Genomic DNA, 21,224 nt, shown 5'->3' with positions numbered 1-21,224 from the left:
TCATCCGCCCAATTTTTTACGATTCTTGAGCAAACGGTGCTCTCCTTCCAAAACCGTTATCACGACGCCTGTCAAAATAAGTATGCTTCCCAAGTACCCGACTGCACTGAGTTGTTCATTCCACATAAAATAGGCAAGAAAGGCGGCGACCACGGGTTCTATGGTGGCAACTACGGCGGCTCTCGTAGCTTCCAGGTGCTTAAGCCCCATGTAATAAATGAGATACGCCCCGTACGTGGAAAAAAGGCCTAGTACGATTACCGCCAGCCAGGCCGAGGGAGGATGGGAGGCAAACTTGAAAAAAGGCGCTAAAACAAATGCTCCCACTGGCATGGCGTAGAGAAATAATGTGGGACTCGTATATCGGCCTTCGAATTTTTTTCCAAAAATATAATAAAGCGCGTAACTGAAGCCGGAAAGCAGTCCAAAAACGATGGCCACAGGAGATATTCTCAGCGTTTCATTGGAAGGATCCATCAACGAAGGGCCAAAGCAAACCCCGCTTACTCCAAGCATGGTTACGACCAAAGCTATCAGTTTTGCCGGGGTAATTGCTTCCCCAAAGAAAAGACGCGACATGATGGCGACCCAGGCCGGAGCCGTATAAAGAAGAACTGCCGCAAGCGCAGCTCCTCCATGATCTACTGCGACGACATAGCACCCAAAAAGACCTGCGATACCTGCGACTCCAAAGGCTCCAACCCAGGGCATGTCGTTGGCGTCTACGTGGATCTTGCGAGTACACACCGCATGCAGAGCAAAAAATACCCAGCCAATTGATGTACGCCAAAAGGCGGTTTCAAGCGGAGGCATGCCTGCTGCGAAGGCTATCTTGGCAACAGGGCCGATAAGTCCCCACATGGTGGCGGCAATACAGACAAAAAGGTAGCCTTTTAAGCGCATAATTCAGTTCCTCAAGCAAAACAGATTGGCTGTACACGGTACATCAAGCTTTGTGCAAAGCAAAGAGACATCATGCGGAGCGCATGTACAAATGACGGCATGATTAACATGTCTGCGTTGTTTTTTAGTCGTCTCGGTGCTAGAAGGAAAATAAGGACCGAATTTCGTTTTCACATCCCATACGGAGAGAGTGAGTGAGTTGTTCGGTCTTATGAAAATATTTTCATGGGGATTTCTTCAACAGGACGGTTGAAATGAAAAATAACGCAAATACAAATGTCCGTAACGATCAGCCAGAAGAAGCCCGCAGCTTAAAGACTACTCCAGACGATATAATTATGCGTCTACCCGACGGCGTGGCCATTGTTCACGAGAACGGGCAGGTCGCATTCATTAATCCTGCCGGGGCCGGTATCCTCGGACGACCGACCAGCGAAATACTTGGAAACCCCTTGCAGCATACGGTTTCACCTGGTCCACCTACGGAGATGGACCTTCATGGAACTGAAGGACAGCGAACCTTGGTAGAGATAAAGGCGGTCGAAATAGACTGGGGAGAAGACACTGCCTACCTATGCTCCCTGCGTGATATCAGTCTACGCAAGCAGGTGGAAAGACACCTGAAACGTCAAGTGCAGACAGAGCGAATGGTGGCTTCACTTTCCGGGCTTTTTCTCAACTTGGCCCCTGAAAATACAGGGTATGCTGTTGATGAGTGTCTGCAGCGGTTGGGAGAATTTTGCCAAGTGGATCGCTGCGTACTCTTTTTGCTTTCCGACGACCTCGCTGTTTTTTTCCCTTTCGCCGAATGGACTGGTTTGGGGATGGAGTCACCTCTTGGAAGAGATCAAAGCATGTCCGTGCAGCATATGCCCTGGCTTTGGGACAGGCTGACTATATTTGAAACCGTTCTTATCGACACGCCTAAAGGCTTGCCTGTTGAAGCCAAATCCGAACGTGAATGGATGCATGGACGTCGAACCCGCTCCATGATCGCTGTGTCTGTCACCAACGGGCCGGACCCCATGGGATTTCTGGCCTTTGAATCCGTTCGCGACGAGAGGGGATGGACCGAGGATGAAATAGGGTTGCTCAAGATCGCCGGGGAGATCATTGCCAAAGCGTTCATCCATGCAACGAAAAACGTGGATAATATGGCCGCCCAAAGAATTCTAGACGCGCTTTTGGAAGGGATTGACTCCGGAGTGCTTATCGAGGACGAGACGCGAAAGATTGTTCGGACTAATTCGCAATTTTCCAATATGTTCGAACTATTTGAAAGTCCCACACTACTTCCGGGGATGCCAACCCATGATTTGGTTCAGGAAGTCAGTTCCCTTTTTGCTGAGCCCGAGGCCTTTGTCTCCCGTACGGAGGAAATAATTGCTGCGGCAAGCGACCTTACGTCGGAACGTTTTACCATGCGGGATGGCCGGAGCATATCCTTGGCTTATCGTTCCTTGGGGATCAATGAACAAAAAAAACGTCATCTTTGGCAGTTTACCGATGCGACAATCGAGGACAAGGATGAAAAGAATCTAACGTCTTACATTCGGCGAGATGTTCTTACCGGATTTTCCAACCGTCCAAGATTGCTCGAGGACATGCGCCTGACCATTGAGGAAACTGCCGGCACGGAAGACGAATCGCAACTTATGGCCTTGCTGCTACTGGACTTGGATGACTTTCGCTCTGTGAACACGACTCTTGGGCTGGAAGCAGGTGATTCTGTTTTGCGTATGGCTGCCGAGCGTATTCGAAATTGTGTTCAAGGGGGCGACTTACTTGGCCGAATTGGCGGAGATGGATTTGGAATTCTTCTTACAGCACCTGCCCACATGGCTGAAATTGAACGAGTTGGAAGACGTATTATTTGGGCGATAGGCCAGCCGTTCGAGCTGGATGCCCATATTGTTCATATAGGCGTCTCCATCGGCATCAGCTTGTTTCCGACTCAGGGGCTGGATGTTCAGGTTTTGTTTCAGCAGGCGGATATGGCTCTTCTGCAGGCCAAAGAGCAGGGCAAGGCGAATCTTCAGGTTTTTGACAAGGTCGTCTGTCGTTTGACTAAGTAGTCAGGCCTGAAAAACCCGTTTCAGCTTCTACGCCACATTTTCCGCCAGCCGTCGGCTTGAGTCTTTGCCGAGGAGCAGAAACGCCAAGAGCGCAAAAAACTCTCCGATTTTCCGCATCCACTTCCTGAAGTTGAACGCCGCTGCGGCCATAAACAAGTTAATGGCGTCGCCGACCGCGCCCTTGAGATAGCTCCGGGCCATGCGGTGATCGTGTTTGAGATGGCCGATCACCGGCTCGATAGCCGCCCGACGGCGGAAGCGGAGCCGCGCCATAAGGCGCTGGTACGGTGTGTCCTTCTTCTTCGGAGGCTTTGGGATGAGGATTTGCGTGTCACCGACCTGATTCAGGCCCCTGTAGCCTCGGTCGCAGATCGCCATGGACGGACAGACCCCGGTGACCTCCCAACACTGTTCGAGGACATCCGGCAACGTATGGCCGTCGTAGACGTTCTCGTTGAACGACATCGCGCCGACGATGATACCCGTAGTTTTTGTGACCGCGATGGACGCCTTGCGCCCGAACTCGTACTGCTTGTGCGCTTTACCCTTGGAGATGCAGAGAATATCGGGTTCGTGTAGGCTGTAGACCTTATTCTTGTCGCTTCGTTTCTGGTCCTTGACCCGCTCGTACAGGTCAAGTCGCTCCTGGTGGCGGCCCAGGGCTTCGCCCGGCAATTTGCGCCGGAGTTCACGGATCAAGGCACCAGCCATTGTCCGCATCTTCCTCGCCTTTTTGGCCATCTTCATCCGTTTCAGCCGAAGCTTGGGGAGCGTGCGCTTGAAGCTGCGGCGTAGACCGACGCCTTCGCTGTCCGCGATCTTACGGCAGCCCTCGATGACTTTGGTCAAAAGCTTCAGGTCGGTAGGAAAGGTTACGTTCTTTTCCTGGACCGTGGTATCCACCGTGATCTCTCGTTCTTTGGCGTCATCACCGTGCAGTTCCACGGAGACCTCGAAAATCAGTCGTGCCCCGTCCTCGCCAATGCGCTTGCGGAAATAGATCAAATCCGTGGGATCGCAAGGCAGCTTCCACTGGAACTCGGTCATACCGCAAAACGCCTGGTAGTAGGGATTTTGCGTCCATGCCTCCACGACCCGTTCGTCGCTCAGATTCTCCAACTGCTTGAGCAGCATCAGCCCGACCATTAGCCGGGTCGGCTTGGCTGGCCGACCTTGGTCGCTGTAGAGTCCGGCGAACTCCTCCTCGAATCGCCCCCAGGGAATTCTCCTCGCCAATTGAAGGAGCGGAGCCTTCGGATTGAGCTGGTCCAGAAGGTCTGGGTAAAGGAACGTACCCTGCGGCTGTTTTTTGGGTTTTGCCCTCATGATTCTCCCGCCATTCGCTGCATCATTTCGACCGGTTTTATACGAATTCACAACGTTCTCTGGTCGAAAATACTACATTGTACAAGGAGAATTGTTAATAAAAATCAATCCACTAGAGATATTTCAGGCCCGACTAAGTAGGAGAATGTTTTTGAATCTTCTTGTGTTGTAATGAAATACCATGTCGACCTCCCGTGGTTTAGTTTTCACTGGTGTTGCTACCAGAAAAACTCGGAAGTGCTGACATGGCTTTTCTATTTCATTTGAAGCGCTGCTGGTAGTGGATTCATAGCGCCGCTTTGGGTGCAAACATAGGCTGCAACTTTGTTGGCGTGGGCATTGATGCGTTTTAGGTCCCACCCCAAGTACAATCCATAGGCCAGCACCGAGGAAAAAGAATCTCCAGCGCCTATGGTGTCCACGATGGAACGTGGGTGTTCACCATGATGATCGTTTGTTGAATCCGGTGTAACCAGAAGGCTTCCCTTGTCACCACGCGTACATGCAGCACAGTGCAGACCGTAACGTTCGCAAAGAGTTCGCATGGCATTTATGTCAGAAGAGGGTAGACCAAACATGGGCCGCAGAATATTCAGCTCCTCTTCGTTGATTTTGAGCACATTTGCCAGCTGTAGGGAAGATTCTATGATCTCACTGGTATAAAATGACAACCGTAAATTTATGTCGAATAATTTTAGAGCATTTTTCGGAATATGACACAGAACATCACGTATAGTGGAACGTGATGTTTCGTTGCGCTGAGCCAGGGAACCGAAACAGACAGCGGAAACCTTAGGTAAAACGGAAGGTAGAGTGGGAGCAAGCTCCAAAAAATCCCAGGCAACATTGTTCGGGAAATGATAGCTTGCCACCCCCTGGTCGTCTAAAATTACATCTACGCGTCCGGTGGGGTGAACAGGGTCCAGAGTGACGGCGGACGTGTCCATACCGTGTTCATACAAAATTGAAAGAGCCTCGTGCCCCAGTGCATCGTCCCCAACTCGGGAAGCTGTCAGGCTTTGCCCGCCTAATGCCTTGACGTTGAAAGCAAAATTTGCAGGCGCTCCCCCCAGCTTTCGCCCTTCGGGAAGTATATCCCACAAAATTTCTCCAAGCCCTAACGCTAGGAAATTAAGCATGTTGCATTCCTTGTGCCATGGCGAGGACGATTGCCCACTGCCAGGGCGTATGTTAGCGGAGCACAAAGGTACTTATAACTGAATTGCAGGTATCTTAACTGCCATTTCGTCTTGAATTGACGGGACATTATGTAAATTCGAACTGGAAGACAATCCGTCTGCATGGCGGATGTTCCCTGGAGTCATAAATGATTGAAGCAGTTCTTTTTGATATGGATGGGGTCATCATAGATTCAGAGCCACTGCACAAGGAATCTTTTTTTATCATGGCAGAGAGGCTTAAAATCGATATGAGCACTGAGGAGTATGAGCAATTTATTGGGCGATCTTCTATTAATCAATGGCAGTACGCGGTTGAAAACTATGGATTGGCCCACCCCCCAGCCACCTTGGCTCTTGAACAGATCAAAATATTCTTGGAGCAGCTTGACGTGCCGGGAAAGGCCCAAAGATCGCCTGGCCTTGACGCGATCCTTAAGTGCATTGCTTCCCGCAATCTGACTTGTGGCGTGGCGTCATCCAATAATAGGTCTGCAGTAGATAAGGTCCTTAGTTTGCTTGAACTGAATAATCACTTCCAAGTTGTTGTGACGGCAAATGATACAGCAAAAGCAAAACCTGCCCCTGATTTGTTTCTACTTGCTTCTGAAAAAATAGGGGTTCCTCCTGAAAAATGTCTGGTTATCGAGGACGCCTATAATGGAGTAACTGCAGCAAAGGCGGCAGGTATGTCTTGTGTTGGTTATCGAAATCCAAATTCTGGAAAGCAGGATTTGAGTGCTGCCGATTATTGGGTCGATAGGCTTGAGCAAGTTGTTGAAATTCTAGAGCTGGAGGAGAGAGCGTGAAGTTGGAGCATGCTGCACTTTGGACTGCCGATCTTGAACGGTGCAAAGAGTTTTATGTCCGTTATTTTGATGCCAGCTATGGAAAGATCTACTTGAATAAAAATAAAGAGTTTTCTTCCTATTTTTTAAGCTTTTCCACGGGCGCAAGATTGGAAATTATGCACAATCCTTCCATTGGTACAAAGGGAGCTTTTTCTGGGGAGTATTTGGGGGTTGCGCATCTCGCATTTTGCACAGGAAGTAGACAGGCGGTGGACTCACTTACTGAGCGCCTTCGGAGTGACGGCTTTACTATCGTTGAAGGACCGCGGGAAACGGGGGATGGGTATTATGAAAGTGTGGTGCTTGATCCAGATGGGAACCGGCTGGAAATTACATCCTGATTTTTTGTATTATTGAGCCAAATTTTTTTGGAGAGAAAAGGGCTACAACTGTGTAGCGTTTTTGGGCATAGCCCCGCTGGTTACATTTTTGGGAAAAATTATGTTGCATAGTGATGTTTCTCCTGTTAAAGTTATCATTAATGAAGAATAATGATTTCTTGGGGGAACCCCAAGGGGCATCTATCATGAAAAACTTGAATGTTTGTATCGTCATCAAAGGAAGAACGCGGGAAGCATGTGCCGCTATCTCACGTTCCTACAGCCCTAAAACTTTGGAGATTATGCAGGCAATTGAGGCGAAAACGTACAACCCAAAAAACGTTAAGGGAGCGGTTTTTTTCGGGGGTGCTTCTCGCAAAACACTTTCCTCCCGGTATATCCGTGGATTGCAAAGTGAAGGCTTTGAAATTTCTGAGGTCTCAGATAGATTTCTTTGCAAAAAATCGAGGGATGTTCTCAAATTATTCTGAAAGCCGGAGCGCTTGGCATTCATCTGTGTTTTTCCGGCATCAAGCCTCCCGGAAGGACAAGTGTTCGATGAAGCCTGTGAATACGCCAGACAGGTGAATACAAGCGCGTCAGTTTGAAAGCATCCTGTGGGATACCCACTGGATGCTTTCTTTTTGATTTGGTGAGTTAAGTATTTTTTCTTTCCTTAGAACTGCATTTTGCGAAAAAACAAGTCGGTTCCAGGACAGAAATGATGGGCAGAACAAAGCTACAAGAAATAATCAGTAAATTTGAGACAAGACCAGGGAAATTTTTCCCTGGTCTTGTCTTATGCTTTAACGAGCGTGAGGAGCATTTTGAATTTATCGGTAGCTTCTACAGCATGGGGGATGCCTGCAGGCATAACTATGGATTGATCCGTCTGAAGGTCGAATTGGGAATTACCAATAGTTACACGCGCCGTACCATCCAAAATTTGTATCATCGCGTCTCCTGGTGCGGAGTGTGATGAAATGCCTTCACCTACATCAAAAGAAAACAACGTGAGTGTCACATTGGGATGTTGTGCCAACGTCCGGCTGACGATTTGGCCTTTTTGGTATTCGACCAAGTCTTTCAAGGCTACGACTTCGGCGTGGGGAATGTTTTTAAGCTGTTTTTCTTCAGACATGTCTTTCTCCTTTGAAACGTATGGCTCTCTTAAACATTGGAGTTTTGCCACCATTAGGCTTCACAAGGAGATTGCCCTTAAAAAGACGTATCGTCTTTGACTTGGGTCAACAAAGTGCTGAGTGGAAGAAAAATTATGGTTTTTCTAAAAAAATAAACTCCCGACTCAGAAAGCCGGGAGTTTATTTTTTTAGAAATCTTGGTGGAGGCGGGGGGAATTGAACCCCCGTCCGAGAAAGTTCCGCACGGGGCGTCTACAGGTATATTACGGGTACTGAAGTCTCGCCTTTCGGGTTTGCCCCCGCACGGGCATCCGAAACGCCAGCCTACCATAGGTTCTCGTGTGGTAACCGGTGGGCAGGAAACCATCACCAGCCTGATGAGGGTGTTACTCTTTCCAACGTATCAGGCGTCGATCGGAAGAGCACTGACTAATTAAGCAGCCAGAGCGTAGTCGTAATCGTTGGCGATTATAACTGTGCCGCTTTTTACGAGGCCAGCGGCGCCTCGACCTGCAACCCCGGCATCTATCATCCCCGTCGAAGCCAGTGCGCCCCCATGATGAAGATAGAAAACCGGTTGTTTCAAAGACCGGACCGCCGAAAGACGAAGTCATTCACGACGGATGCATCTGATATAATACTCAGCGCAGCTTTGGCAAGGACGAAGTCTGCCGACTGCACAAAAAAAGCCCCTGCATATATGCAGGGGCTTGATTTTCTTGGTAGCGAGGGAGGGAATTGAACCCCCGACACTGCGGATATGAGCCGCATGCTCTAACCAACTGAGCTACCTCGCCAAACTCTCCCGTCCAACGGGAGGCATTCTTTAGCCCTATTAAAATCAAAACGCAAGTAGTTTGTGTAAAAAAATTTAATTTGGCCAAAAAATAAGGACCAAGGGGGCTAAAATCAGCCGATAATACGCAAAAGGTCTCAAAGTTGTTCTTTTGAGCAAGGCTATGAAGAATTTTACGGCAGCCCAGGCCGAAACAAAGGAAACCCCAAAGCCGACAGCCAAAAACAACAAATCATTACTCGAGAAAAGGTGGTAGTTTTTTAAAAAATCGTACCCCGTTGCCGCACACATGATGGGAACCGCGGCCACAAAAGAATATTCAGCAGCCAGCTTGCGATTTGTGCCCAGCAGCATTCCTCCCATTATTGTGGATGCGGAGCGGGAAAATCCTGGCCAGAGGGCCAAACATTGAAAGCAACCAATCCCGAAAGCCAGAAAGGGAGTCACATCGTCCAGGTCAAGAAAACGTTCATTCCGTCGCATGGACTCCACAACCAAAATCATAATCGCACCCACGAAGAGGGCAAGCGCCACGGTGCGGGGACCGAAGAGATACTGTTTAATGGCATCATGAGCGATAAGGCCCACCACGGATGCGGGAATGGAGGTGAGACAAAGCAGCCACAATCCCCTGACTCCAGAAAACCGCATGTCCATTCTGGGCCGAACAAGAGCCACGAACCGTTCTCGGTATAAGACCACAACAGCCAGGATAGCACCAAGCTGGATGATAACATCAAAGGCCGCTATTTTTTCTCCCTGCATTCCGAGCAGGCTGTTGGTCAGTATAAGGTGGCCGGTGCTCGAAACAGGGAGGAACTCGGTGACGCCCTCCACTATTCCGAGAATAAAAGCGCTGAAAAGATTTTCCATATAAATCTCCTATGACAAAACGATAAAAGGCCTACTGCAGGTGGTCACGAGTTGCAAGCGGGACCTTCCTAGTGTACCTCATGGCCGACGGACTGTACTATCCAACCGGAGGGGATCATCATGTCGACTATCTTGCCATGCTCGGAACTTACGAAAAAGGCTATCGAGTGGATTTCCGAAGGGCTCAAGGAAGGCAAACCGCTGGCCAAACTACTTGACGAAGGCGCCATGCGTTTCAACCTCGGACCTAATGATCAGGAGTTCCTGGCCCGCTTCTATAAAGAAAAAAGCGGCCAGAACGACGACTGCCAATAAAAAATATCGTGTTCATACGCCTACTTCACCGCCGGGTTTTCGGAGAGCTGTTTTTTATCTTTCTGCTTAGCCTGGCTTCGCTCCTATCGTTGATTCTCATCGGCAGAATGTTGCAATTGCGCGAACTTTTTCTGGCCCAAGGATTGGGTCTTTTGGAAATCGCAGAACTGTTCGTGTATCTTAGTCCCTTTTTTATGCTCCTGCTTATACCCATAGCCTGCATGTTGAGCGTTTTCCTCGTTTTTTTGCGCATGAGTACGGACAGGGAGTTACTTGCCCTGCGTGCTGGAGGCGTCAGTCTCTATCAGATGCTCGCCGCACCCGTTGTGTTCAGCATCCTGTGCACACTGCTCACCGCATGGGTCTCTTTTTTCGGGGTGTCGTGGGGCATGGATAATTTCAAAAGTACGGTACTTGAACATATACGCACACGCACACAACTTATGCTGCAGCCTGGAGTTTTCAACCGTGATTTTCCCGGTCTGACATTGTTCGCGGAAAATGTTGATCCTACCAACAAGCATCTTAAGTTCGTCTTTGTTCGTGATGAAACCCGGCCCGGCGTTTCTGCAACCATTGTTGCTCCGGAAGGAGTCATAGCCACGGATACCAGCAAAGGACAGATTCTATTTCTCCTCAAAGACGGCCATATCTACCGTTCTGAAAAAGGGAAAAATGGTGAACGTCTCGATGTTCTTGGTTTTTCAAGCTACGCTGTTCGCCTGGATTTGAGCAAGTTGTTCAAGGGATACCGTATAGGTGATGAAAAACCCAAGGAAATGAGTTGGGCAAGGCTGCACGAAGTCTTGGACGATCCCACGTACAAGGACGTTGATGACGGCCATTTCCTGCAGAAGGTCAAGGTGGAGATCGTCAAGCGTCAATCCATGCCGGTCGCCTGCCTTGTTCTGGGATTGTTTGCTATTCCTTTTGCTTTTGCTTTCCAAGGGTTGAAGCAATATCTGGGGTTGGTCATGGCATTGGTCTTTTTCATGGTCTACTACACCATGGTATCCATTGGAACGAGCCTGGGAGAAATCAATGTTCTTTCTCCTGCAGTGGGATTGTGGACTCCCAATGCTCTTTTTTTTGTACTCGCTCTCGCTGGATTGCGCATGGCTGCTAGCGAAAAATTTCCGAACGTCATGACATTTCTTTCAAATATCAGGCTCTGGAGGAAAAAGTAAATGTCCATCCTGAGCCGCTATCTGCTGAAACAGAACCTCAAGCTCATGGTCTTGTGCATGCTACTGGGGATTGTGGTGTACCTGCTTTCCGACGTCTTTGACCGCTTGGACGACTTCATTGAAGCAGGGCTAGGCACAGGGACCGTACTTAAATATTTCCTGGCCAAGATTCCTTTGATCCTGTCACAGATTCTGCCTGCTGTTTTCCTTATCGCATTGGTAGTTCAGATGGGGCTTCTTGAACGCAGTCGGGAACTTCTGGCGCTGCAGACAGGTGGAATTTCCTGGGCACGTATGGCCATTTTTTTCATTGTTTATGGAATACTTTGGTCTTTGCTACAGCTTGGATTTTCCCAATATTTCGGGGTAGTCGGCCTCCAAACATCCAGCCGAATCTGGGCTGAGCAGGTACGCTCCAGGACTTTGGAAAAAGATACTATCAGGGATATCTGGTTCCGCTCCGGAGGGTATATCATCCATTTTCGTCAAGCATCAATTTCCAAGCAGCAGGGGAAGGATATCCAAGTGTACACCATGGCAGATGATCGGCAGAGCATGTCGTGGATTGCCTCGGCAGGAAACTTTAAAGTGCTTTCCGATCAATGGGTTCTCGAAGATGCGGATATTTTGGCACCTGGAACATTCAGCTCCGACAATAACAACACGCTGAATCTGTTTATCAAGCACGACCTGAAAACATTTACTGTGCTGCGCCCCAAGACGGACCCTGCTCAACTGCCTTTGTGGGATCTGGGAAGAGCCATTGATTCCCTGAAAAAATCCGGGTCCAATGTTGAAGGCCTGCTCACAGCCTGGCATGCCAAATGGTCGTATGCTTTTTCCATTCTGACCATGGCCCTGTTGGCCTTGGCTGTCAGCAGTTTCGGGTTGTCCATTTACCTGAGCATTGGCACGTCGCTTCTGGCCACGTTTATTTTTTACGGATTCTACGTGATTGGCAATACCATGGGGCAGGGCGGGATGGTCCCGCCCGTGATTGGTGCCTGGATGGGGAATGGATTGTTTATTGTCGGATCGCTTTCGAGACTGGTGTGGGTGAGTTCGAAGCGGTAATATTCTAGGCCTTTGTTTCGTCGAGAACATCCGTTACAAGTTGTTCCGGGTCGAATCCTGCAGCCATGTCCATGGCAGCCCATAACTTATCGCGTCCACGTCCTGTTTTGCTTGAGAAGACCATGGGCTTGCCACCGGTACGCAGAAAATCCGCCCATTGAGCCTGCCGTTTGGCCAAATCTTTTTGTTTGCACTTGTCCGCCTTGGTCAAAATCGCAATGATATCCAGCCCGGACTGGTGGACGTATGAAACCATTTCCAGGTCCAGTTCCTGCGGATTGAGTCTGCTGTCCATCAGAACGGCCACGGCCCGGAGACCAGGCGTTTCAGCGAGATAACGGCCAATGAGTTCCGCCCACTTGTTGCGCTCCGCCTTGGAGCATCTGGCATATCCGTAGCCAGGGAGGTCGACGATATAGTAGTCTCCCGGAGCTGCTTGATAGAGGTTGACGCTACGGGTTTTCCCTGGGGTGGAGCTTATTTTGGCTAATTTTTTTCGACCGGCCAGACAGTTGATAAGAGAAGATTTCCCCACATTGGAACGTCCTGCGACTGCTATTTGGGGAACGTCGGCAGGTACCGCCTGGAGTTGTTCAAGTGTGTATATGGTTTCTGTCAGAGTAAGGGTTCTGTGCATGGCTTGATTTCCCCCCGCATAGGCTGTTACATGCCGTTGAACATTGAATGGAAGACTGTGGTCCATTTCGAGACCTACAGTCAAGGATACAAGGAAACCGCTATGCCACAATATTCTATTCTGGTGCTTAACGGCCCCAACTTAGGCCACCTGGGCCATCGTCAGCCGGAAATCTATGGGACCCGTGGCATGGACGATTTGCCTTTAATGCTGGCTGAGGTCTTGGGCGCACGTATGGACGATCTTGAAATTTCCACACGTCAAGCCAATGGTGAAGGCCAACTCATAGATATCCTGGAACAGGCCAAAGCGGACGGAGTGGATGGAATCGCATTTAATGCGGGAGCTTATACCCATACCAGTTTGGCCTTGGCTGATTGTCTGGCCTGGATAAAGATTCCCTGCATTGAGGTGCATCTGAGTAATGTTTTGGCCAGGACCGACGAGCCCTTACGTCAGATAAGCCGTATCGGCAAGCAATGTATCGGCGAAATCGCCGGATTTGGCCTGGATAGTTATGTATTGGCAGTCCTTGCTTTAGTTCGTCATCTTGACGGTCGAAAATAATTTCCACGGAAACAACCCTTTTTTGGAGGAACTATGTTCTCTACCACGGACTTCAGGCGTGGCCTGAAAATCGAAATTGATGGAACTCCCTACGAAATCGTCGAGTTCCTGCACGTTAAACCGGGCAAAGGCGGTGCTTTTGTTCGCACCAAGCTCAAGAATGTGCTGACTGGGCGGGTAACCGACCAGACCTTCCGTTCTGGTGAAAAAGTCGGAAAGCCCGACATGGCTACGCAGGAAATGCAGTTCCTGTACCGTGACGGTGAGAACTTGGTATTTATGGATATGCAGACTTACGAACAGGTTGATGTCTCTGGCGAGACCCTGGGAGATAAGGGCGGCTACCTGACGGATGGTCAGGAAGTGAAAGTACTTCTTTATAATGGCCGAGTCCTCGACTTGGATCTGCCCGCCAGCCTTGAGTACGAAGTTGTTGAAACCGAACCGGGCGTACAGGGAGACCGCGTTAGTAATACAACCAAGCCTGCCACTTTGAGCACTGGTATCGTTGTGCAGGTGCCTCTTTTCATCAAAGAAGGCGAACTGATCAAAGTGGATACCCGCACCGGAGAATACATCAGCCGCGCATAGCGTGAATGGGTGGAAAGAGTATGGGGGAAAACCTTTTATGAAAGAATCCAAAGGTTTTTCCCCAACTCGCATAAAATACAATCATCAAATTTTGCTTTTTCTTTAAACTTTTGGTTGATTGAAATACAAGCAGTGAGTGGTTGTACTTAGAAAGAGGGGGCTACGGCAGGACATTCGGGCGAAGATTGTGTTTTTCGTATTTCCGTTTGGGGAAGGCTGGAATTTTAGCACGTACTTTCCAGTCTCCCCCGAACGATAATAGGGAAAAGGAAACGATTTTCCTCACCGAACAAAACAGATCATACGGAAATTCCAATGGAGGATAGCGCTACGCGCTCTCGTAATTTTATAAAGGAAATAGCGGGCTTGGGCTTTTTGTTCTGGTCTGCTTTTTTGTTTTTGAGCTTATCCACTTTTTCGTTGGCCGACCCCAGTTTAAACCAGGTGGTGAGTCGAAACCATCAACTCCAAAACATGGCTGGTTTGGTAGGTGCGTATACTGGCGGGATGTTGGTAGAATTTTTCGGCCTAGGCTCTTTTGTCTGGCCAGTCTTTTTTTTGTATTTGGCTGCCTCTTGCGTAACTGCCCGCGTTTCTATTGTCTGGTGGAGATGGGTAGGCTTGGTGTTGCTATACTTGACTTGCATTACCTGGTTTTCCTGCCCCGGTTTACAGGGCTACCTTGCCTTGGGAGATGTTACAGGCGGTGGTTTTTTGGGCGGAATTATTTATGCCTGGAGTACGTACTTGCTGCGACCGGTGGGTGCTGCTCTGGTGTGGGGATTCCTTTTTCTGCTCGGCCTGCAGTTGACCCTTGGGGTGACCTGGGCAGTCGCGCTCGAAAGTATTCGCGGGTGGCTTCAGGCTTTCTGGCTAAAATATAAGGAAAAGGCTGACGAAAGTTCTGCCCGCAGGCAGGAAAAGAAAGCAGCGAAAGAACAGCTTCGTCGGGAACAGGCTGAAGAGGATATGGAAAATCCAACTTCTGACGAAGATGTACCACCTGATGAGGATGAAAAAAAAGGTTTTTCTCTCAAGGGACTTCTGGCGGACAAGCTGGCAGGACGGAACAAGGACGATGATTTTGATGAGGAGGAAAACTTCGAGTTTTCCTTTAACGGAGGAGAGGAGCATGATGACAAGGAAATCTCAGTCTCCAATGTTCCGCAAGTAAGTACAACACCGTCGGCTACTCCCCCGGAAAAGCCCAAAGAATCAATAAAGGCAACGCCAAAGAAGAGTAATGGCAAGGCCAGCATGCCTTCCTTGGATTTTTTGACGGCCGGCGAGGCAAAAGGGACTGTCAATATGGCAGCTCTCCAGTGCATGGGCGAAAGTTTGGTCGAATGCCTTGCGGACTTCGGTATTAAGGGAGAAATTCAAAATATCAAGTCTGGACCGGTGGTTACAATGTTTGAGTACAAGCCGGCTCCTGGAATAAAAATCAGCCGGATTGCTGGGCTGGCAGATGATTTGGCACTGAGCATGAAGGCTCTTGCCGTTCGTATCGATGCCATTCCCGGGCAGGATGTGGTCGGTATCGAGGTGCCGAATGAAACTCGCGAAGTCGTGTACTTGCGTGATATTTTTAAAGCCGATGTTTTCGCCAAACAGAAATCGAAGATAACTCTTGCACTAGGCAAGGATATTAAAGGGGCTCCGGTAGCCACCGATCTCGCCAAGATGCCTCACTTGCTTGTGGCTGGGGCGACTGGCGCTGGTAAAAGTGTCTGTCTTAACTGCATTTTGCTCAGCCTGCTGTACAAAGCGACGCCGGAAGAAGTGAAGCTGCTTCTTGTCGACCCCAAGCGAATTGAACTTTCGGTGTATGCGGATTTGCCTCATCTGGTACACCCCGTCGTGACGGAAATGCCCATGGCCAAGAGTGCCTTGGATTGGGCCGTGCACGAAATGGACAGGCGCTATCAGGACATGGCCACGTTAGGTGTGCGCAACATTACCGGCTACAATGAAAAATTGCCCAAGGCCGATAAAGAAGCACGTCCGGAATTGGCTACACTGAATCCGATGCCATATCTTGTCATCATTATTGACGAATTAGCCGACCTGATGATGACAGCAGGCAAGGAAGCAGAAATGAGTATCGTCCGTCTGGCACAATTGGCACGAGCTGCAGGCATTCATCTTATCCTGGCGACACAGCGTCCCAGCGTCGATGTTGTAACCGGGCTCATTAAAGCCAACTTTCCTTCTCGTATTTCTTTTCAGGTTACCAGCAAGCACGATTCCCGGACGATTCTCGACATGGCCGGAGCGGAAAAACTCCTCGGGCGCGGCGACAGTCTCTTCAAGCCCGGGGGCTCGAAAGTGCAGCGTGTACATGGCGCTTATGTGGATGAAGATGAAATCGGGCAGGTTGTGCAGTTTTGGAGGGGACAGTATCCCCAGCCTAATTTCGACGTAGATTTTTCGGAATGGCAGAAGGAACAGGCTGGAGTTGGAGATAATGGAGATTCTGCAGGCGTTCTGGATGACCCGCTCTACGACGAGGCCGTAGAGTTTGTTATGGGGCAGGGCAAAGCCTCCATCTCTCTTATTCAGAGACGTTTTCGGATAGGCTACAACAGGGCGGCTCGTTTCATCGAGCAAATGGAATCGGATGGACTGCTAGGGCCTCAGGAAGGCAGCAAGCCCCGGGCTGTGATCAAAAATCTGGACTAGCCATTGTCATCCTCGTTCCATACGTAATGAAAGCCACACTTGGAATACCCTTTGGCAATAGTCTTGGGGCGTTCGAGCGTAAGATATTCCGAATATCCTTTGGCAAAGGCTGCGTCGCGAGGGCATGAAAGTATGCGGATAAGTTCGGATTCCAGCCCCATGTCCTGGTATGCTTGAACATACCCGCAGCGGGTAACGGTGACGTCCAGGACGTTTTCATTGAGATTGGTCTTTTCAATCTCCAGGACATTGCCTTCCTGCCAAAGCTCAACAACTTTTGAAAAATGTGCCAGGTCGGGTGCATCGGGCGCCTGGAGAGCATAGGCCCGTCCTGCTTTGTAGGCATCTTTGACGATTGCCTGCCGAATAATCTCCAAGGCTTGCGTTTTTTCCATGGAGGAGACAAGCTCCAAGTATATGTCATTGAAAACTTTGGCTTGTATCAGCCGGGTTTGAAATTGATTGGGCTTGCCCATTCGCATGACTCCCGTAGTTGCTTTTGCCCTTCGGCGGTCTTAAAATAATAAACTGTATCCTAACAATTGGGTGCGGGTCTTGTAAATACGAGGATTATTTATGAAAATTATTTTCCCTTCTGCGTTGTTCCTGATTCTTCTTGTTCTGGTCAGTGTCAGTCATGCCGCTGGGATAACAAGTGAAATCCAGAAAGAATATGATTCTCTGAAGGGATTTCAGGTGGACTTCAAGCAGCAGTTGAAGAATGCGGCCAGCGGCGAAATAGAAACCAGGGAAGGGCGAATATGGTTCAAACAACCGGGATTGGTACGTTGGCAGACGGACTCTCCGGAAAACGAACTTCTCGTCGTGGGGAAAGATGTTGTTTGGGATTTTTTCAAGGATGAGGATACTGCGATAAAGTATGCCGCATCGGACATTCTCAGCTCCAAGAATATGATCAAGTTTATTTCTGGAAAAGCCAAGCTGGAAGAGGACTTTGTTATCGAGGATATGGGCATGGAAATGGGGCTTCGCAAGCTTATGTTGACCCCCATAGAACCCGAGCCCTCGCTGGTCCTGGCAACCATTTGGGTTGATCAGACCACCAAATTGTTGCGCAGTATTCTTCTGGTTGATTTCTACGGAAACGGTAACAAGCTTGGTCTTGATAATTTTGTTCGCAAGCCGGATCTTCCGGACAATCTGTTTCAGTTTGTCCCCCCGGAAGGAGTGAGTGTGCAGGACAATTCAAAGTAAGACTCAAAATCTAAATAGAAAAAAGCCGGGCTGTTCATGGACAGCCCGGATTTTTTATTCACTACGCACAAATTTTATTTCACGGCCTTTTTCAAGGCGTTCACTTCGTCCTCTCGCAGCTCTCGGCATTCTCCGGAAGGCAGGCCAGCTAACTTGACCGGCCCCATGGCAACTCTTTGCAGCCGCAAAATCGTTAAATCCAAATCCCGACACATACGCCGAATCTGTCTGTTGATTCCCTGGAAGAGGCGCATGGACAGCCAAACGTTTCCCTTCTCCCGTCGCATAATGGAGACGGGCACGGGCGCAAGTTGTTCTCCCTCTGCAAGAGTCATCCCCTTGCGAATAATGGCAAGCTTTGCATTGGTGACTTCACCCCGCACTTTAACTTCATAGAGTTTGGGGAGGTGATGTTTGGGATGGGTCAGGAGGTGATGCAGCTCTCCATCCGTTGTGAAGAGCAGCAGACCTTCTGAAAAAAAGTCCAGCCTGCCAACAGGAACAACCCTTCGTTGGCGGTACTCTTCGGGGATCAAATCCAGTACGGTAGGACGTCCTTGGGGGTCATACACTGTGCTGACCGTTCGGATGGGCTTGTGGAGCATCAAGTAGATATGAGCTTCTTCAAGGTGGAAGTCGATGGGGCTTCCATTAACTTCCACCTTTGCGTTCGTAGGGTCGATTTGTCGCCCTGGCTCTGTGACGATATCTCCGTTGATGCGCACTTTTCCGGCAAAAATAAGTTCATCCGCCTTGCGGCGAGAACAGATGCCAGCCTGTGCCAAAGCCTTGTTCAGGCGAAACGTGTTTTTTTCGGTTGTCATGCCAATGCAGTTACCGAAAAAAGGAAAGACGTCAAATCTGAATTACTTTGTCGGCAAGCTGAAGAGAGGTGACAACATCCATCATGTTGGTCGTCTCGCCGACCTGTTTTTTCTCCAGCAGCCCGAAATGATCCAGACAGGTTCCGCAAACAAGGATGGTTGCACCTGTTTCGGCTATTTTTTGAAGTTTTGGGAGATATTCGCTGCCTTCAATAGCAAGCTTGACCCCGCCATTGACAAGAACGACCCGCCAAAGCTCATCATCCAGCTCCAGCAATGTGCTGAGAAAGCTGAGCATCAGCTTGCTGCCTAGGGCATCATCACCGGTTCCGACTGTACTGGATGTAATAAAAACCACGGTTTTTTTCGGCGCTTCATCCGTTTTGGATGCAGGTGTGGAAGCTTGGGCAGCCAACGTTTCGTCAGCCTGTGCTTTGAGAACAAAAAGACCGCCTGTGTCCTCCGTTACTTCAACCTTGTATCCACGGGTACCGAGATACCGGCCGACGTTTTCTCGGGCGGCTTGGTTGTCCACAATTATACTCAGGGTTTGCGGGGCGTCCGCGTCGATGGCATTTTTACACTTCAGAACAGGTTGCGGGCAGGGGAGTCCTTTACAATCCAACGTGCAGTCCGACATTCTGAGTCTCCTTTTGAGCACATGACGATTTTTACGGTGACGACAACCCAACCATGCCTTTTGCATAGGCGTCAAATTGGTAATGCCTATAAATAGTACCTTGTTGCATTGGCGGTTTTATCAGGGAAAAAACTTGCAGTCCAAGCGCTTGGCAAGTATGACTTGCCTGCTAAACTACCTGCCGGATTACAACAAGTTGTTCGGCTTTTGTCCTGAAAAAGCCCGCGTGCAATACACCCGGATTTCCCGGAGCCCAAGTGAATTCGATAGATTACAAAGAGAATCTTCAGCTGCTCAAGCGTTGCCTTAAATATTTTTTGCCCTACAAATGGCGTATCCTTTTTGCGATGCTCTCCATGGGGATAGTCGCCCTGGCAACCGGAGCCTCCGCCTACCTCGTCAAACCAGCTCTCGATGATATTTTTATCAATAAGGATATGGAAGCTCTTTATTTCCTCCCCCCTGTGTTTGTGGGAGTTATTATTTTTAAAGGGCTTGGACGTTTTTTTCAAAATTATCTCATGCAGTCATGCGGTCTGAGGGTGCTCGAAAACCTCCGCAACGAGCTGTTCACCAAAATGTCCATGTTGCCGCTCAAATTTTTCGAAGAAAATCAGGTGGGCATGCTCATGTCCCGCATCATTTATGATGTTATGGCCATTCGGAGCAGCATGCCAGCCGTGATAATGATACTGCGGCAATTCCTGACCATGATTATCCTTATTGGGGTGGTCTTTTATCAGGACGCCTACTTGGCGACCTGGGCTGTTCTTGTGCTGCCTCTGGCCCTTTTCCCGTTCATTTATTTCGGGCGAAAGCTGCGTAAGCTCAGTCGCAAGAACCAGGTCAAACTGGCTGATATTTCTGTTTTTCTGCAAGAAAGCTTCAGCGGAATAAGGGTAATCAAGGCATTCGCCAATGAGCCAGCGGAACAGGCTCGTTTTGCTCAGGAAAATGGGCGCCTGAATCGCATCTATTTACGTGAAGTCATTTTCAACGAGCTTTCTTCTCCGGTTATGGAGCTTGTTGGGGCAGTCGGCATGGGGCTAGTCATTCTTTATGGCGGAATTCAGGTCATAGAAGGGCACTCTACTCCAGGCACCTTTTTTTCATTTATGGCGGGGCTGCTCATGCTATATGATCCCATCAAAAAAATGAACGACTCCAACAAGGATATCCAGCGTGCCATGGCGGGGGCGGAACGTGTGTTCGAGATACTCAGGCCCGATGCAATTGAAGTGGAACAAGATGGGGATATTGAATTTCAAGGTGAACTTGAAGAACTGAAGTTCGAAGATGTTACTTTTTCCTACCCGGATTGTGAGACGCCCGCCCTTGATGGTGTTTCCTTTACCGTGAAAGCTGGCGAAACCGTCGCCATTGTAGGCCCTAGTGGTTCAGGAAAAACGACGCTCGTCAATTTGATCCCTCGTTTTTATCTGCCGCAGAAGGGAAAGATTGTCTTCAATGGACACGATCTTGATGATTACACGCTGCAAAGCTTGCGTTTGAATATTGGGTTGGTTTCTCAGGATACATTTTTATTCAACGTCAACGTGGCCGAGAATATCTCTTACGGAAAGGGGGAACTTGAAATGAAATCCGTGGAGGAGGCTGCCAAAGCCGCCTATGCTCATGATTTTATTTTAAAGCTCCCGCACGGGTATGATACCGTCATAGGTGAACGGGGAGTCAAGCTTTCGGGCGGACAGAAGCAACGCCTGACCATTGCCCGGGCCTTGCTCAAGAATCCGCCATTGTTGATTCTTGATGAAGCTACAAGTGCTCTGGATACGTATGCTGAACGTATTGTCCAGCAGGCATTGGATAACCTTATGAAAGACAGAACCAGCTTGGTTATTGCCCACCGGTTGTCTACGGTTATCGGTGCAGATCGCATTCTGGTTATGGAGAAAGGCAAAATCGTTGACCATGGGAGTCACGCCCAGCTTTTGGAATCCTGCGCGCTGTATCAGCAGTTGTACTCCATGCAGTTTCAAGATCATCACGAAAAGGCAGCGAGCTGAG

At 49.2% G+C, this 21,224-nt stretch carries 20 protein-coding genes, 1 tRNA gene, 1 other RNA gene and 1 pseudogene; 12 read left to right on the top strand and 11 right to left on the bottom strand.

All coding sequences use genetic code 11. The annotated features are described in order from the left end of the window. The gene (locus ACI0FJ_RS03635; protein ID WP_424299120.1) at positions 1 to 903 is read right to left on the bottom strand and encodes a DMT family transporter; all 903 of its coding nucleotides are present in this window, start codon (positions 901 to 903) and stop codon (positions 1 to 3) included. A 254-nt stretch (positions 904 to 1,157) separates the two neighbouring features. Here ACI0FJ_RS03635 and ACI0FJ_RS03630 point away from each other — a divergent pair, with 254 nt between their 5' ends. Next, positions 1,158 to 2,978, top strand: a complete 1,821-nt coding sequence (locus ACI0FJ_RS03630; RefSeq protein ID WP_424299117.1) for a diguanylate cyclase domain-containing protein — start codon at positions 1,158 to 1,160, stop codon at positions 2,976 to 2,978. Between the two features lie 111 nt (positions 2,979 to 3,089). Here ACI0FJ_RS03630 and ACI0FJ_RS03625 read toward each other — a convergent pair. After that, positions 3,090 to 4,304, bottom strand: a pseudogene (locus ACI0FJ_RS03625) (IS5 family transposase); the annotation flags it as partial. Between the two features lie 254 nt (positions 4,305 to 4,558). Further along, positions 4,559 to 5,443 carry a carbohydrate kinase family protein gene (locus tag ACI0FJ_RS03620; RefSeq protein WP_424299114.1) on the bottom strand — a complete coding sequence of 295 codons (885 nt, stop codon included), beginning with the start codon at positions 5,441 to 5,443 and terminating at the stop codon, positions 4,559 to 4,561. Positions 5,444 to 5,631: 188 nt separating this feature from the next. On the opposite strand from ACI0FJ_RS03620, the gene ACI0FJ_RS03615 reads away from it, so the two are divergent. The 3 genes from ACI0FJ_RS03615 (at position 5,632) to ACI0FJ_RS03605 (ending at position 7,144) form a co-directional block, all read left to right on the top strand. Next, complete coding sequence (locus ACI0FJ_RS03615; RefSeq protein ID WP_424299111.1) at positions 5,632 to 6,291, top strand: HAD family hydrolase; 660 nt, start codon at positions 5,632 to 5,634, stop codon at positions 6,289 to 6,291. Beyond that, the gene (locus ACI0FJ_RS03610; protein ID WP_424299108.1) at positions 6,288 to 6,674 is read left to right on the top strand and encodes a VOC family protein; all 387 of its coding nucleotides are present in this window, start codon (positions 6,288 to 6,290) and stop codon (positions 6,672 to 6,674) included. The genes ACI0FJ_RS03615 and ACI0FJ_RS03610 overlap by 4 nt, the downstream gene beginning before the upstream one ends. A 185-nt stretch (positions 6,675 to 6,859) precedes the next feature. Continuing rightward, positions 6,860 to 7,144, top strand: a complete 285-nt coding sequence (locus ACI0FJ_RS03605; protein ID WP_424299105.1) for a hypothetical protein — start codon at positions 6,860 to 6,862, stop codon at positions 7,142 to 7,144. 308 nt (positions 7,145 to 7,452) lie between these two features. On the opposite strand, the gene ACI0FJ_RS03600 is transcribed toward ACI0FJ_RS03605, so the two are convergent. From ACI0FJ_RS03600 to ACI0FJ_RS03585, 4 genes are all read right to left on the bottom strand, one after another. Further along, positions 7,453 to 7,794, bottom strand: coding sequence for a cupin domain-containing protein (locus ACI0FJ_RS03600; RefSeq protein ID WP_424299102.1), 342 nt, complete (start codon positions 7,792 to 7,794; stop codon positions 7,453 to 7,455). 199 nt (positions 7,795 to 7,993) lie between these two features. Beyond that, positions 7,994 to 8,351, bottom strand: a transfer-messenger RNA (tmRNA) gene (gene ssrA, locus ACI0FJ_RS03595). A gap of 164 nt (positions 8,352 to 8,515) precedes the next feature. After that, positions 8,516 to 8,592 (bottom strand) — tRNA-Met (locus ACI0FJ_RS03590). A gap of 74 nt (positions 8,593 to 8,666) precedes the next feature. Then, positions 8,667 to 9,464 (bottom strand): undecaprenyl-diphosphate phosphatase, encoded by a 798-nt coding sequence (locus tag ACI0FJ_RS03585; protein ID WP_424299099.1) that lies wholly within the window; start codon positions 9,462 to 9,464, stop codon positions 8,667 to 8,669. A 120-nt stretch (positions 9,465 to 9,584) separates the two neighbouring features. Between ACI0FJ_RS03585 and ACI0FJ_RS03580 the strand changes: the two genes are divergently transcribed. Genes ACI0FJ_RS03580 through ACI0FJ_RS03570 form a run of 3 tightly spaced genes read left to right on the top strand, consistent with a single transcriptional unit; the run spans position 9,585 to position 12,040 of the window. Then, positions 9,585 to 9,779 (top strand): hypothetical protein, encoded by a 195-nt coding sequence (locus ACI0FJ_RS03580; RefSeq protein WP_424299096.1) that lies wholly within the window; start codon positions 9,585 to 9,587, stop codon positions 9,777 to 9,779. A gap of 8 nt (positions 9,780 to 9,787) precedes the next feature. After that, positions 9,788 to 10,966 carry an LPS export ABC transporter permease LptF gene (lptF, locus tag ACI0FJ_RS03575; RefSeq protein ID WP_424299093.1) on the top strand — a complete coding sequence of 393 codons (1,179 nt, stop codon included), beginning with the start codon at positions 9,788 to 9,790 and terminating at the stop codon, positions 10,964 to 10,966. Further along, a complete protein-coding gene (locus tag ACI0FJ_RS03570; RefSeq protein WP_424299091.1) occupies positions 10,967 to 12,040 on the top strand; it encodes an LptF/LptG family permease in 1,074 nt (357 codons plus the stop codon). A 4-nt stretch (positions 12,041 to 12,044) separates the two neighbouring features. Here ACI0FJ_RS03570 and yihA read toward each other — a convergent pair whose 3' ends face one another. Next, positions 12,045 to 12,677 carry a ribosome biogenesis GTP-binding protein YihA/YsxC gene (gene yihA, locus ACI0FJ_RS03565; RefSeq protein WP_424299088.1) on the bottom strand — a complete coding sequence of 211 codons (633 nt, stop codon included), beginning with the start codon at positions 12,675 to 12,677 and terminating at the stop codon, positions 12,045 to 12,047. Positions 12,678 to 12,779: 102 nt separating this feature from the next. Here yihA and ACI0FJ_RS03560 point away from each other — a divergent pair, with 102 nt between their 5' ends. From ACI0FJ_RS03560 to ACI0FJ_RS03550, 3 genes are all read left to right on the top strand, one after another. Continuing rightward, positions 12,780 to 13,244 carry a type II 3-dehydroquinate dehydratase gene (locus ACI0FJ_RS03560; RefSeq protein WP_424306468.1) on the top strand — a complete coding sequence of 155 codons (465 nt, stop codon included), beginning with the start codon at positions 12,780 to 12,782 and terminating at the stop codon, positions 13,242 to 13,244. 33 nt (positions 13,245 to 13,277) lie between these two features. Then, a complete protein-coding gene (gene efp / locus ACI0FJ_RS03555; protein ID WP_424299085.1) occupies positions 13,278 to 13,835 on the top strand; it encodes an elongation factor P in 558 nt (185 codons plus the stop codon). Positions 13,836 to 14,150: 315 nt separating this feature from the next. Further along, positions 14,151 to 16,517: a DNA translocase FtsK gene (locus ACI0FJ_RS03550; RefSeq protein ID WP_424299083.1), complete on the top strand. Its 2,367-nt coding sequence runs from the start codon at positions 14,151 to 14,153 to the stop codon at positions 16,515 to 16,517. Here ACI0FJ_RS03550 and ACI0FJ_RS03545 read toward each other — a convergent pair. Next, entirely contained in the window at positions 16,514 to 16,993 is a 480-nt protein-coding gene (locus tag ACI0FJ_RS03545) for an L-2-amino-thiazoline-4-carboxylic acid hydrolase (protein WP_424299081.1), read from the bottom strand. The genes ACI0FJ_RS03550 and ACI0FJ_RS03545 overlap by 4 nt on opposite strands. Positions 16,994 to 17,093: 100 nt before the next feature. Between ACI0FJ_RS03545 and ACI0FJ_RS03540 the strand changes: the two genes are divergently transcribed. Next, complete coding sequence (locus ACI0FJ_RS03540) at positions 17,094 to 17,732, top strand: LolA family protein (protein ID WP_424299079.1); 639 nt, start codon at positions 17,094 to 17,096, stop codon at positions 17,730 to 17,732. A 74-nt stretch (positions 17,733 to 17,806) separates the two neighbouring features. Here ACI0FJ_RS03540 and ACI0FJ_RS03535 read toward each other — a convergent pair whose 3' ends face one another. Together ACI0FJ_RS03535 and yedF are read right to left on the bottom strand one after the other, a co-directional pair. After that, entirely contained in the window at positions 17,807 to 18,556 is a 750-nt protein-coding gene (locus tag ACI0FJ_RS03535; protein ID WP_424299076.1) for a pseudouridine synthase, read from the bottom strand. Between the two features lie 31 nt (positions 18,557 to 18,587). Continuing rightward, positions 18,588 to 19,196 (bottom strand): sulfurtransferase-like selenium metabolism protein YedF, encoded by a 609-nt coding sequence (gene yedF, locus ACI0FJ_RS03530; RefSeq protein ID WP_424306466.1) that lies wholly within the window; start codon positions 19,194 to 19,196, stop codon positions 18,588 to 18,590. 257 nt (positions 19,197 to 19,453) lie between these two features. Between yedF and ACI0FJ_RS03525 the strand changes: the two genes are divergently transcribed. Then, on the top strand, positions 19,454 to 21,223 hold the full coding sequence (locus ACI0FJ_RS03525) for an ABC transporter ATP-binding protein (RefSeq protein ID WP_424299073.1): 1,770 nt from the start codon (positions 19,454 to 19,456) through the stop codon (positions 21,221 to 21,223). Position 21,224 lies beyond the last annotated feature (1 nt).

It is taken from the genome of Desulfovibrio sp. 7SRBS1 (genome assembly GCF_049723905.1).
In the GTDB taxonomy this organism is placed as follows: domain Bacteria; phylum Desulfobacterota; class Desulfovibrionia; order Desulfovibrionales; family Desulfovibrionaceae.
Note: the sequence above shows the minus strand (reverse complement) of the source record. Positions and strands in the feature narration are given on the sequence as shown.